The sequence below is a fragment of the Lysobacter sp. 2RAF19 genome (assembly GCF_052115395.1).
Taxonomy (GTDB): Bacteria; Pseudomonadota; Gammaproteobacteria; order Xanthomonadales; family Xanthomonadaceae; genus Noviluteimonas.
In genome coordinates, this window is sequence record NZ_JBFRGO010000002.1 from 213,645 (window position 1) to 226,724 (window position 13,080).

The 13,080-nt window shown below is 68.1% G+C and carries 10 protein-coding genes; 2 read left to right on the forward strand and 8 right to left on the reverse strand.

Annotated elements, in window-relative coordinates; translation table 11 throughout:
* Positions 1 to 27 precede the first annotated feature (27 nt).
* The 4 genes from AB4059_RS07800 to glyQ are packed head-to-tail and all read right to left on the reverse strand — an operon-like array spanning position 28 to position 8,671.
* Positions 28 to 3,840, reverse strand: coding sequence for a translocation/assembly module TamB domain-containing protein (locus tag AB4059_RS07800; protein WP_498978237.1), 3,813 nt, complete (start codon positions 3,838 to 3,840; stop codon positions 28 to 30).
* 5 nt (positions 3,841 to 3,845) lie between these two features.
* The gene (locus AB4059_RS07805; RefSeq protein WP_498978239.1) at positions 3,846 to 5,630 is read right to left on the reverse strand and encodes an autotransporter assembly complex protein TamA; all 1,785 of its coding nucleotides are present in this window, start codon (positions 5,628 to 5,630) and stop codon (positions 3,846 to 3,848) included.
* A gap of 30 nt (positions 5,631 to 5,660) precedes the next feature.
* Entirely contained in the window at positions 5,661 to 7,736 is a 2,076-nt protein-coding gene (gene glyS / locus AB4059_RS07810; RefSeq protein WP_498978241.1) for a glycine--tRNA ligase subunit beta, read from the reverse strand.
* The gene (glyQ, locus tag AB4059_RS07815; protein WP_498978243.1) at positions 7,736 to 8,671 is read right to left on the reverse strand and encodes a glycine--tRNA ligase subunit alpha; all 936 of its coding nucleotides are present in this window, start codon (positions 8,669 to 8,671) and stop codon (positions 7,736 to 7,738) included. The genes glyS and glyQ overlap by 1 nt, the downstream gene beginning before the upstream one ends.
* Positions 8,672 to 8,774: 103 nt before the next feature.
* On the opposite strand from glyQ, the gene AB4059_RS07820 reads away from it, so the two are divergent.
* Positions 8,775 to 9,503: a glutamine amidotransferase gene (locus AB4059_RS07820; RefSeq protein WP_498959375.1), complete on the forward strand. Its 729-nt coding sequence runs from the start codon at positions 8,775 to 8,777 to the stop codon at positions 9,501 to 9,503.
* 44 nt (positions 9,504 to 9,547) lie between these two features.
* Positions 9,548 to 10,459 carry a BPSS1780 family membrane protein gene (locus AB4059_RS07825; protein ID WP_498978245.1) on the forward strand — a complete coding sequence of 304 codons (912 nt, stop codon included), beginning with the start codon at positions 9,548 to 9,550 and terminating at the stop codon, positions 10,457 to 10,459.
* Positions 10,460 to 10,474: 15 nt separating this feature from the next.
* Here the strand turns inward: AB4059_RS07825 and tatC are convergent, their stop codons facing one another.
* From tatC to AB4059_RS07845, 4 genes are all read right to left on the reverse strand, one after another.
* A complete protein-coding gene (tatC, locus tag AB4059_RS07830) occupies positions 10,475 to 11,236 on the reverse strand; it encodes a twin-arginine translocase subunit TatC (RefSeq protein WP_498978247.1) in 762 nt (253 codons plus the stop codon).
* Positions 11,223 to 11,747 carry a Sec-independent protein translocase protein TatB gene (tatB, locus tag AB4059_RS07835; RefSeq protein WP_498978249.1) on the reverse strand — a complete coding sequence of 175 codons (525 nt, stop codon included), beginning with the start codon at positions 11,745 to 11,747 and terminating at the stop codon, positions 11,223 to 11,225. The genes tatC and tatB overlap by 14 nt, the downstream gene beginning before the upstream one ends.
* Positions 11,748 to 11,755: 8 nt before the next feature.
* Positions 11,756 to 12,010 carry a Sec-independent protein translocase subunit TatA gene (tatA, locus tag AB4059_RS07840; RefSeq protein ID WP_498978252.1) on the reverse strand — a complete coding sequence of 85 codons (255 nt, stop codon included), beginning with the start codon at positions 12,008 to 12,010 and terminating at the stop codon, positions 11,756 to 11,758.
* Between the two features lie 105 nt (positions 12,011 to 12,115).
* Positions 12,116 to 12,985 carry a lipid-binding SYLF domain-containing protein gene (locus tag AB4059_RS07845; protein ID WP_498978254.1) on the reverse strand — a complete coding sequence of 290 codons (870 nt, stop codon included), beginning with the start codon at positions 12,983 to 12,985 and terminating at the stop codon, positions 12,116 to 12,118.
* Positions 12,986 to 13,080 lie beyond the last annotated feature (95 nt).

The window sequence follows — 13,080 nt, forward strand, 5'->3', positions numbered from 1 at the left end:
CGGAAACATCGCGATAAACATCCGCGCCTACTTCTCCTTGCGCCAGTTCAAGGATCCGCGGTTCTCCACCGCGCTCGACTCGATCTGGATATCGAAGCCCTTGCGCAGCAAATACTTCAACGTGAGCACCTGTCCGGTGCCCAGCAGCGACACGCCGTAGCCGACGTACAACTTCGGCGAGAGATATTTGCCCACGCCGAACACGTTGCCGCCAAGCGCGCGCGAATCCATCACGCCGGCGTCGTCGAAGCCCAGGCGCGTGGCGAGTTGCGACGCCAGCAATCCACCGCCCGCCGACAACGCGGCCGAGGCCGCATCGAGCTGCCGCCCTTCCTCGCTGCTCGCACTGCTGAGCGGGCGCCCGAGCGCGAGATAGGAGAGCGCCTCGGATTCATCCATCGCCGGGTCCGCCCACACTTGCGCCTGCGGCGACGTCGCATGGCCGCGCACCTGGATACCGGCGGTAACATCACCGACGACGCGCTCGGCGCGCACGTCGAGTAGCGGATCGACGATCGGCGCATTGCTCCAGATCAATTCGCCCTGCGACACCGTCAATTTCTGCCCATAGGCCTTGTAGTTGCCCGCGACTTCGAGCGTGCCGTTGCCGATCATTTCGCGGCCCGGGCGCTGGCGCACGCGCAACTGTCCTTGCAACGTGCCGTCCAGGCCGAAGCCGTTGAGCGCGACCGCGCCTTCGGGCAGCACGAGCGTGAGGTCGAGCGACAGCGGGGATTCCACGGTGCGCTTGGGGTCGACAGGGTCGAGGACGACCACGTCCGGCGAACGCGTCGCACCGCCCTCCAGGCCTTCGAGCGCGATGCGCGCTTCCTGCACCGTCACCGTGCCCGTGACTTCGAGCGGCTGCTTCGCCGCATATCGCACCGCGACGTTCGGCGCGATCACCGCGTGCAGGTCGCGCGTATCGGCCGCGAGCACCTTGTCGCCGGTGACGTTGAGGACGAGCGGCGTGTCGTCGCCGCGCCAACCCAGCGACCCATCCACGCGCAGCGTGCCTTCGCCGGAGCGGATCGTGCCGGCGATGCGCGCCGAGCCGTCCTGCAACGCCTCCATCCGCACATCGCCATCGACCAGTTCGAGCGCGAGCGACGGGACCTCCGTGCGGAAGTTCGACAAATGCGCGTTGCCGCCGAGCGCGGGCTGCGCGCGCGTTCCGCCCAGTGCGATGTTCCCCTCGAGCAGGCCGGTCGGCTCGACGATGTCCGGCGACAACAACTCCATCCACGTCAGCGAATCGGTGCGCAGGCTCACCTGGCCCGACAGCGGCGCGAAGTCGTCCCAGCCGGTCGCGATGCGTGCGTCGACGCGGCCGTCCTCGTTGAACGTCGTGCCAAGCGTGGCGGAGATGCGCTGCGGATCGAACAGCGCTTCGAACTGCAGTCCCTTGTACGACAACAAGTCGCGACGCGACCGTTCACTGTTGCGCATCCCGCCGTCGGCCGACGTCACGCGCACGTTGCCGCGCCACGCGTTGCCGACCGGCTGCAGATGCCCGACCAATTGCAGGTCGCCGTGCAACAACCACGGGCGGTCGTCGTCGCGCGGAGGCAGCCACGGCGTCGCGAGTTCGAGCGGGAGGCGATCGGCGCGCACGTCCAGGCCTCGTCGCGGCCAATCGGCGCTGGCGCACAGGGCGCCGCCGCCTTGCGTGGAGAGGCACGTGTTCGAAAGCGTGCCGTTGTTGCCGTCCCAACGCCACGTCGTCGGATGATCGAGCGCCCACGGCGTCCCCTTCATCGGTGACAGGCGCAGCGTCGACAAGGTGCCGCCCCATTGCGCGCCGCGCCTGGTCGCGTTGCCCGAGAGCGTCGCGCCGCCGTAGGCGGTGTCCGCCGTCGCGTCGAGCGACAGATGCTCCATCGCACCGCGCGCATCGACGACCAGGCGCGAAACCGCCAGGCCCGCTTCGACATCGTGCGCTTCCACATGCAGCGCACCACTGCCATTGCGCCACGGCAGTTTGCCGTTCGCGCGCAGCGAGGCCGCGCGGTAATCGCCCCAGTGCAGTGCGTCGCCGGTGAGGTCGGCTTCGATGTCGGGCGTCGCGCGCGGACCGCGCAACGAGGCCGTGCCGCGCAGCACGCCGCCCGCGCCGGGCAGCAGATCGTCCAGGCGGAGCGGTTCGAAGCGCGCATCGACCGACAAGCTCGCACCGATGCGCCCCTTCGCCGATGCGCGGCTCCCGCCGAGCGACAAGGCCACATCGCCTTCGACATCGCTGCCATGCAACGCCACTTTCGCACGCGCATCGAGCGCGCGACCGCGCAAGGTACCGCGCAACGCTGGGGCATCCAGCGTCGCGTCGAAGCCCTGGCCATCGCTGCGCGCATTGCCTTTCGTCGTCAGCTTGCCTTCGACGCGGCCGGGGAAGGACGGCACGAAATACCCCGGATCGAAGCCCGCCAGCGACGCATCGAGTTGCCACGCCAACGCAGGCGACCAATGCACGTCGCCTTTCGCATCGAGCGTGCCGCTGGGCATGCGCGCCTGCATTGCATTGATGACCGCGTGCACGGTGTCGCCGCGCGCGTTGAAGCGCAGCGTCGCGCGCTGGCCTTCGCGCAGGAACCGGCCTTCGCCTTGCGCCGCCCACGTGTCCGGCTTGCCCGCGATCCCGAAATCCGCATCGGCGACGACCGCCGGCGCATCGGCCGTTCCACCCCAGCGCAAGCCACGCGCGTTGATGGCGAAGCGCAGCTTCTGGTGATCCGGATCGCGCAGGTCCGCGTAACCCTGCAATCGCGTGCGGCCATCGAGCGCGTCGATCACGAGCGGTTCGACCGTCAGCACCTTGTCGTCGAGACGCACCTTCGAGGGTTGGATGACCGCGCGCAGGTCGCCCTGCCGCACCGATCCCTGGATCGTGGCGCTGCCGCCCAGCCCATCGGCGCGCAGTTCGACCGCGAGTGGCGTGTCGCTCGGTTCGCCGCCGCGCAGCAGCGACAGATCGAGCACCGGGGCCGTCGCACGCAGGTGCCAACGCGGATCCGGTTCGCCACGCAGCGAGAAGGTCGCCTGCGCCGGTGCAGGCAAGCGCCCTGCGATCGCGACATCGAGCCTGGCGACATCGCCGCGCGCGACGATCCCGAAACGCGGGGCCGTGCGCCCGCGTTGCGCCGGCAATACGGCCGTCGCGAGGAAATCGGTGCGATAGCGATCGCGCGGCACGTAATCGCCGTGCACCGCGAAGCGGCCCAGATCGGTGTCGGCCTGCAGATGTTCGACGTGCAGCAAACCATGCGATGCACGCAATCCGCCGCTGGCCGAGCGGATCGCAATCATCGGCGCGCCCGATTGCGTGACGCGCAGTCCTTCGATGCGGATCGTGTCGGCCTGCAAGGCGAGCGGCGGCTCGATCTTCGGCAGCGATTCGGGCCAACGCGGGAATTGGAAAGGTTCGTCGCTTTTGGGGATCTCGAGCGTCGCGCCGCGCACGTCGAGTGCATCCAGGCGCAGCGTGCGGCCGAGCAGCGGGCGAATCGCCGGATCGACATGCACGGTCTTCGCGGTGAAGGTGATGCGCTTGGTCGGTTGCGCGGGATCGGACGCGTAATCGAATCGCACGCCATGCATCGTCAGCGGCCCCGATACCGGCCCTTCCGCGCTGTCCCAGGTCAGCGTCGCGCCCGCAGGCAAGCGCGCAACGACCTGCGCGAGCAACACGTCGCGCCCGCCGACCGTCGTCAGCAACCAGTACGCCAACGCGAACACGAGCACACCGAGCGCGAGCGCGCCGAGCGCCGAGCGGATCGCCACCTTGCGCGCCAACGCACGTCGCGCCGCCGCGCGTTCGGCGCGCTGTTCCGGCGTGAGCGGCACGCCCCTCACAGGTCCGCACCGATGTTGAGCGACACGGTCCAGCCTGCTTCATCGCCCGTCAGCCCGCGCGCGACGTCCACGCGCACGGGGCCGACCGGCGAGCGCCAACGCGCACCGATGCCCACACCGTAGTGCAGGTTCGGCGTGCTGCCATCGTAGGCGTCGCCGAAATCGACGAAGGCCGCGCCGCCCCATTCGCGCAGGAAATAGCGTTCGAACTCGACGCTGCCGGTGACCACGTTCTTCGCGCCTTCGGCGTAATCGCCGTTGCGCGGACCGATTTCGCGCCAGCCATAACCGCGCACGCTGCGGTCGCCGCCCGCGAAGTAACGCAGGCTCAAGGGAATCTGGAATAGCGCGTCGGTGAACGTGTGCCCGTACTCGCCGCGCAGCAACAGTCGATTGTCCGGACCGAAGCCGCGGATCCAGCGCGCCGTCGTGTGCAGTTGCAGGAACGTCGCATCCGAACCGAAGCCTTCGATGCCGCCGCGCACGGTCGCGGTGCCTGCGATCGCACGTCGCGGATACAGGCGATCGTCGGCGTCCACGTATTCGGCGGTGAGCGCCGGATACAGCAGCGAGGCGTACTGGTAAGGCACCTGCGGATCGAGCGGATTCCCGGAAGGGAAGCGCCAGCGCTCGCGCAGGGCGTGCAGCGAGACAGTGGCCGTCAGATAGCGATTGATCTCGCCGCTGCGGCTGCCGACCAGTTCGAGGCGGCGCGTATCGGCGAAATCGGTTTGCTCGTCGGCCAGTTGCAGGCTCGCGGTATACCAACCATCGAGCCAGAGGAAGGCTGGAACGCGATATTGCAGCGTCGCCGTCTTCTTGCGTTGCGCGTAATCGAGCTGCGCCAGCGCCTTGTGCCCGCGATCGTTGACGTAGCGCCGCTCCAGGCCCAAGCGCACGCCCGCACCGCTGTCGGTGCCGTAGCTCACGCCCGCGGTATAGACATCGCGCTTGGCCGGCACGAGCGTGACGACGACGGGCACCTGGCCATCGACGGCCTTTTCCGGTTGCGGTTCGATCTCGATGCGCGAGAAGTAATCGAGCGAGGTGAGCGATTTGCGCAGGCGTTCCAGTCGGCCCTGGTGGTAGTACTCGCCTTCGTTCCAGTAGACCAGCTTGCCGAGCAGGCTGTCGCGCACGATGCGTTTGGGCGTCTGCGTGAAGGTGACCTTCCCCATGTCGTACCGGATGCCGCTGTTCCAGCGCAGCGAGACATCGGCCGCAAGGTCGGCGCGCGTGACCTCCACCTTGCGCGCCGTGAAATCGGCATCGAAATACCCGCGCTCGGCCAGGCGGCGCGTCACCCGCGCCTTCGACGCTTCATAGATCGCGTGATCCAAGACCTCGCCCTGGGTGGGCTTGAAGGCGTCGATTTCCTGTTTGAGGTATCGGTCGCCCGCCCCTTCGCCGTCGATGCCGACATCGAAATTGCGCACGCGCACCGGATCGCCGAGTTGCACGTCGATGGTGACCGTGACCGGCGCATCGGGCACGCGCGTGCGGTCGACCTTGATCGTCGGCGCGTAGTAACCGAAGGGTTCCAGCGCCTCGCGCGTCTGCGCCTCGGCCTCGCGCACCAGGTAGGACATGCGACGGCCCGACACATCGCGCCCGATCGAATCGACCAGCGACAGCGAGCGCTTCACGTTTTCGGTCATCACCGGGTCGAGGCCGCGCACCTGCACGTCCGCCACCTTGGCGGCGAACGCAGGCGCCGCGCTCGCCAGGAGCGCGGAGAGGCAGATCCATTGGAAGACCGGGCGGGGGGAGACCGGGACCATGCGGCCGAGCATACCCGGCCGGGGGAGGGCTTATGTCGAGAGGTGTTCGATCGCCGCCACGCTGCCGAGGCGATCGGCGAGCCGCTTCAGCAACGCCAGGCGGTTGTTGCGCACGGCGACGTCGTCGACATTCACCATCACCTGGTCGAAAAACGCATCCACCTGCGGACGCAGGCGCGCAAGGCGGCCGAGGACGGCGACGTAATCGCGCGCCTTCAGCGAAGCGTCGGTTTCGCCGACGGCCGCATCGACGGCTTCGCCCAGGTCGCGTTCGGCACCGTCGGTGAAGCGTGTGGCGTCGATCGCCGACGGCACGTCGCCTTCGGCCTTCTTCAGGATGTTGCGAATGCGCTTGTTCGCGGCGGCCAGCGCTTCGGCTTCCGGCAACACCGCGAATGCGCCGATCGCCTGCAGGCGACGGTCGAAGTCGAGCAGCGACACCGGGCGCAGGGCCGCGACGGATTCGAACTGCTGCGGCGGCACGCCCTTGTCGGCGTAGTACGCGCGCAGGCGATCGATGATGAAGTCGTACAACTCATCGTTCGTGGTCTGTGCGCCGAGCGCACCGAGTTGGCCGCGCGCCGCTTCGATCAGGCGCGGCAAATCCAGGTCGATGTCGCGCTCGATGATCGTGCGCGCCAGGCCCAGCGCATTGCGGCGCAGCGCGAAGGCGTCCTTGTTGCCGGTGGGCTTCAAACCCGCGGCGAAACCACCGGCGAGCGTATCCAGGCGTTCGGCGACCGCCAGCACCTGGCCGATCGGCGAAGGCGCGACCGCATCGCCCGCGAAGCGTGGCATGTACGACTCGTCGATCGCGTCGGCGACCTCCGACGGCTCGCCTTCCACGGCGGCGTAATAGCGGCCGGCGATGCCCTGCAGCTCCGGGAATTCGTTGACCAGGCGCGATTGCAGGTCGGCCTTCGACAGCTCGGCCGCGCGGCGCGCGGGCGCCGGTTCCAGGAACAATTCGCGCGCGATGGTTTCGGCAAGCTGCGCCACGCGCCGGGCCTTGTCGGCCAGCGTGCCGAGCTTGGCCTGGTAGGTCACGTTGGCCAGGCCTTCGCGCATCGACGAAAGACCCTGCTTCATGTCTTCCACGAAGAAGAACTTCGCGTCGGCGAAGCGCGGGCGGATGACGCGCTCGTAGCCCTTGCGGACTTCGGCGACATCCTTGGACACGATGTTGGCCACGCCGACGAAGGCGGGCGTCAACTTGCCCTGCGCATCCAGCACGGGGAAGAATTTCTGGTTGTCTTCCATCGTCGCGATGAGCGCTTCCTGCGGCACGGCGAGGAAGTCGGCGTCGAAGCTGCCCACGACCGCGCTCGGCCATTCGACCAGGCACGTCACCTGCGCAAGATTGTCGTCGGCCACGCGCGCAACGCCGCCAGCCTGCGTGGCCGCGGCTTGCACTTCGCGCACGATGGTTTCGCGGCGCTCGTCGGGATCGACCAGCACCTTCGCACCGCGCAATGCGTCGACGTAATCGCCCGGCGCATGGATCCACACCGGCTTGTCGTGCATGAAACGGTGGCCGCGCGAATTGCGCCCCGCGCGCACGCCGAGCACTTCGCCTTCGATGACTTCGGCGCCGAGCAACAACACGAGCCAATGCACCGGACGCGCGAACGCGTGTTCGTGCGCGCCCCAGCGCATCGGCTTGGGGATCGGCATCGCGGCGATCGCTTCGCGCACGAGTTCGGGGAGCAGGGTCGCGGTCTTCGCGCCCGGCTTCACGGCGCGATGGACGAAACGTTCGCCCTTCGCATCGCTCGTGCGTTCCAGCGTCGTCCATTCCACGCCGGCCTTCTGCGCGAAACCTTGCAGCGCGCGCGTGGGCTGGCCGTCGGCATCGAGCGCCACGTTGAGATACGGACCGAGCACTTCGCTGCGCTGCTCGTCCTGTTCGACCGACACGCCCGGCAACACGACCGCAAGGCGGCGCGGGGAATACAGCGGCTTGGCGCCATTGCGATCCAGCGCGATGCCACGGCGCACGAGCCCGTCGATGACGTTGTCGAAGAAGGCCTGCGCCAGGCCGGGGAGCGCCTTGACGGGCAATTCCTCGGTACCCAGTTCGACCAGCAGCGGTTCCATCGCGGCCATCAGACGGTCTCCGCCGGCTTCAAAGGAGAAACCTTGAGGCCCGGGAACCCGAGCTTCTCGCGCTGCGCGAAATACGCTTCGGCCACGGCCTGGGAGAGTTTGCGCACGCGCAGGATGTAACGCTGGCGTTCGGTCACGCCGATCGCGCGGCGCGCGTCGAGCAGGTTGAATGCATGCGAGGCCTTGCAGACCTGGTCGTAGGCCGGCAGCGGCAGGTTGAGTTCGACCAGCTTCATCGCTTCGGCTTCGCACGCGTCGAAGCGATGGAACAGTTCGGCGACGTCGGCGTGTTCGAAGTTGTAGGCCGACTGCTCGACTTCGTTCTGGTGGTAGACGTCGCGGTAATACACCGGCCCTTGCGGCCCCACCGTCCAGACCAGGTCGAACACGTTGTCGACGTTCTGCAGGTACATCGCCAGCCGCTCCAGGCCGTAGGTGATCTCACCGAGCACCGGGCGGCATTCCAGGCCGCCGGCCTGCTGGAAATAGGTGAACTGCGTGACTTCCATGCCGTTGAGCCAGACTTCCCAGCCCAGGCCCCACGCGCCGAGCGTCGGCGATTCCCAGTTGTCTTCGACGAAGCGCAGGTCGTGGACCAGCGGATCCAGCCCGAGCGCCACCAGCGAGCCCAGATAGAGCTCCTGGATGTTGTCGGGGTTGGGCTTCATCGCCACCTGGTACTGGTAGTAGCGCTGCAGCCGGTTGGGGTTTTCGCCATAGCGGCCGTCGGCGGGACGGCGGCAGGGTTGCACGTAGGCGGCGTTCCACGGCTCCGGGCCGAGCGCGCGCAGGAAGGTCGCCGGGTGGAAGGTGCCCGCGCCGACCTCCAGGTCGAGCGGCTGGACCAGGACGCAGCCCTGCGCCGCCCAATACGCGTTGAGGCGCAGGATCAATTCCTGGAAGGTGATCGGGGCCGGCTTGCCGTTCTGCTGCATGGTGCGCGGACGTGGTGGCGTAAAAGCGGGCTAGTATAGGTGCGCGCGCCGACGCCTCGGCGCAAAGCTGCATTTCCCGGTCGTTTTGCTGCAAACCCCAGCCTTGAACAGCCCCTTCCTGATCCTCGAAACCGGCCAGCCCGTCGCCTCGATGCGTCGGCATGGCACCTTCCCCCACTGGATTCGCGTCGCGGCCGGCCTGGCGCGGGACGAGGCCGTGGTGGCGAACGTCGAGGCAGGCGATCCGCTGCCCTCGACCGATGGTTTCGCGGGCGTGATCGTCACCGGGTCGGGCGCGATGGTCACCGACAAGCACGCATGGAGCGAGCGCAGCGCGGCCTGGTTGCGCGAAGCCGCGCACGAGGGCGTGCCGTTGTTCGGCATTTGCTACGGCCACCAGCTGATCGCGCATGCGCTCGGCGGCGAGGTCGGCTACAACCCGTCGGGCCGCGAGATGGGCACGATCGGGCTGGAGCTGCATCCGCCGGCCGAGGAAGACCCGTTGTTCCGCGGCCTTCCGGCGCAATTCCCCGCGCAGGCCACGCACCTGCAGAGCGTGCTGCGCGCGCCGGCCGATGCGCTGGTGCTCGCGCGCTCGCCGCTGGATGATTGCCACGCCTTCCGCTGGCGCGAACATGTCTGGGGCGTGCAGTTCCATCCCGAATTCAGCGGCACGCACATGCGCGGTTACGTGCGTGCGCGCCACGATGCACTCGCGCGCGAAGGCCATTGCGCGAAGCAGGTGAGCCGCAACGTGTCGGCCGCGCCGCATGCACGCCGCGTGCTGCGCCGGTTCGTGCGCCACGCGCGCCACCTGCGGCACGTGCCCTGATCCATCCCCCCATCTGCTGCGGCCCCCACCGCGACGGAGTTTCGATGCAAGTCCGCAAGATCCCCGTTTCGCAGGGTTTGGCGTGGTTTCGCGCCGCGATCGACCTCGGCGCGCGCAACCCCAAGGCCGTGTTCGGCGCCGCATTGCTGTTCATGGCGACCTTGTACGTCTTCGCGGCGGTGATGATCGCCGTGATCGTCGCCGTGCGCGGCGACGCCAGTGCCGAACCCAACCTCGCGCTGATGGCGGTGCTGTTCGTGCCCTTGTTCATCGGCCTGATGGTGCTGGTGCCGATCCTGCTCGGCGGGATGATGCATGTGATCCGCGAAGCCGAAGCCGGCCGGCCGGTACGCGCACGCGACCTGTTCGCCCCGTTCCGTTCGCCGCGCCTGCGCGCGCTGGCGTTGCTCGGGTTGTTGCAGATCGTGCTGGCGATCCTCGGCGGGCTGGTGTTCATCACGCTGGCCGGGCCGACCTATTGGCAGGAATACCTGGGCGCCGTGCGCGGCGCGATGGGCGGGGCGACGCCGGTGATGCCGCAGCCCGCGCATCCGGGGCTGCTCGCGTTGGCGCAGTTGGCGTTCAATTACTTCACCTACACGGTGATGTTGTTCGCCGTGCCGCTGGTGTTGTTCTCCAACGTCGGGATCGTGGAAGCCGTGCGCGATGCGCTGCGCGCGTCGGTGCGCAACGTGGGCGCCAACCTGGTGGCCGCCGGCCTGTTCGCCGCCGGCACGCTGGTCGCGGCCATCGTGGTTTTTCTGATTTCCACGCTGTTGGGCTGGATCGGCGGCCTGGTGCATCCCGCCTTCGGCGCGCTGCTGGCGGCCGTGCCGCTGCTCGCCTTCGCCGCGGCGATGCTGGTGATGCTGGCGGGCGGTGCGTACATCGCGTGGCGCGACACGTTCGATGGCCCGCAGACGCCGCAGGTGCCCTTCAACGGCATCGAAGCCTGAGGCTCAGGCCTCCGCTCAGGCCTCCGGCGTTTCTTCCGTCTCGGCGGTCTTCTTCGGCGCCACGAAGCGCGAGGCGAGGATGCCGGCTTCGTACAGCGCCATCATCGGGATCGCGAGCATCAACTGCGAAACCACGTCCGGCGGCGTGATCACCGCCGCCACGATGAAGATGCCGACCACCGCGTAGCCGCGCCAGGAACTCAGTTGCTTCGGCGTCACCCAGCCGAGCAACACAAGGATGACCAGCGCGACGGGCAATTCGAAGCTCGCGCCGAAGGCCAGGAACAACACCAGCACGAAGTCGATGTACTTGCCCAGGTCCGGCGCCATCTGCACCGACTCGGGCGTGAACTTCGTCAGGAAGTGGAAGACCGCGGGCAGCACGAGGAAGTAGGCGAACGCGCAGCCGGCGTAGAACAACAACACCGCCGATGCGAGCAGGGGCGCTGCGAGTCTTTTTTCGCGCTTGTACAACCCCGGCGCGACGAAGGCCCACGCCTGGTAGAGCAACCACGGCGCGGAGATGAACACCGCGGTGAAGAAGGCGAGCTTCACCGGCACGAAGAAACCGCCGGCGGGGTCGATCGCGATCATGCGCTGGCCCGAAGGCAACTGGCTGATCAGCGGAAAGGCGATCTTGTCGTAGAGCTGCGAGGCGAAGGGCATCAGGCAGCCGAAGACCAGCAACAGCCCGGCCAGCGCCCACATCAGGCGCGAGCGGAGTTCGATCAGGTGATCGATGAGGCGGGCCGGTACGGAGGAATCAGCGTCCTGCATGGTGTTCGTCGGCGTCCTTCGGGTGCGGCGGGCTCGGCTCGGCGGGAACCGGCTCGCCGTCGTCGTCGTCGCTCGGGATCGGTGGTTCCCAATCCATCGCGCTCGCCGATTCCATCGAACGGTTTTCGTGTTCGTCCTCGTGGAGGGCCGGAACGGGCGTTTGCTGCGTCGCCTCTTCCTCGGCCGAGCCGGCGCCCGGCTCCAGGCCCGCGGTCGCGGCCGTGGCCACGTCGTTGAATTCCTTCTGCATGCGATCGCGGATCGACGTGGCGCCCGAACGCAATTGTTCTTCGGCTTGGCGCAGCGACTCGCGCGTTTCCTGGAGACTGCGCTTGAGCTCGTCGGCGGCGAGGTCCTGTTCGAACTCCGACTTCACCGAATGCCACTGCGCGCGCGCCTTCGCCACCCAGAAGCCGGCGAAGCGCGCGGCTTTAGGCAGTTTCTCGGGGCCGAGCACGATCAGCGCGACCACCGCGATGAGGAAGATTTCGCTGAAACCGACGTCGAACATCGCGCGCCTCAGCGCGGCGGATCGTTACGCTGCTCTCGCTCGCGGCGTTCCTGGTCGGCGCGTTCGCGGTCGCGCAAATCCTGTTCTTCGCGCGTGGCGTCGGGCAGGCGCGCGGCGGGCTTGTCGTCGTCGGCCATGCCTTTCTTGAAGCCCTTGACCGCTTCACCGACATCCTTGCCGACGTTACCGAGCCGCTTGGTGCCGAACACCAGGACCACGATCACCAGCACGATCAGCCAATGCCAGATGCTGAAACCGCCCATGTGCAGTGCCTTCGGGGGGAAAGAGACGACAGGATAACGCAGCCGATGTGAGAAGCGCCCGAAGATGAACGGGCGAGCGAAGGGTTCCGACGCGCGGAGGGCCCGTCAGGGGCTCGGCGGCAACGATTCCGTACGCGCCGGCGCATCCTGGTCCGGCACGACCGGCGAGCTGCCGCCAGTGACCACCGTGGTCTCCACGACCGTCGGCGGGGGCGTCGCCGTCGCACCCACCGGCGCCGCGCTGGCGACCGGCGTTCCGGTGCCGCGATTGCTGCGCGCGAGTGCGGTGGCTTCTTCCAACTGATCGCGCACCTTGACCAGGTCGGCCGACGGCAGCGCCGTCGAACGGCCTTCGAAAATCATGCGCGGCGTGCTGCCGCTGCCATAGGCGGCCTGGTTGGCCGCATCGTCGATCGACAACACCGCACCGTCGAGCGCGACGCCGGCGAACAAGCCGCGCGCACGCGACCACGACCAGATCTCTGCCTTGAACTGGCCATCGGTCGCCGTCGCCGCATTGCGGCCCACGGGGCCGGCCGCGACCGCCGCATCGGCGCCGAGGGTGAACTTGCCGTTGACGATCGAATCCACGCCGCGGTCGCTGCGGAAGACCAGCACCACGTCGGAAGACTGCACGCCCGCCTGGAAACCGATGCTGCCGCCGGTGAGCGTGACGAAGCTGGGGCTGGACCACGTGCCGTCGGGCAGCTTCACCGCCATCAGGCCGTGGCCGCGGCGCCCGCCGATGACCAGGCCGGCCTTGATGGTGTCGGGGACGATGACGATCGCCTTGGCTTCGTCGAGCAGCTTGTCGGGGATCGCGTTCTCGGGAATGGCCTGGATGTCGGTGATCACGCGCAGCGCGTTGCGGGCGCGTTCGTCCTCGCGCACGCCGGCGAAGGCCGACTGCACGCTCGCGGCGAGCAGGAGCGAAGACACGGCGATGGTCAGGGCATGGCGGGTCTTGCGGGACATGGGGAACTCCACGAGCGGGGGCGGGGGCGACGCAATCGAAACCAAGGACCACAACGGCCAGCGACGGTTCAGTCTCCGCGCGCGGCGATGAATCG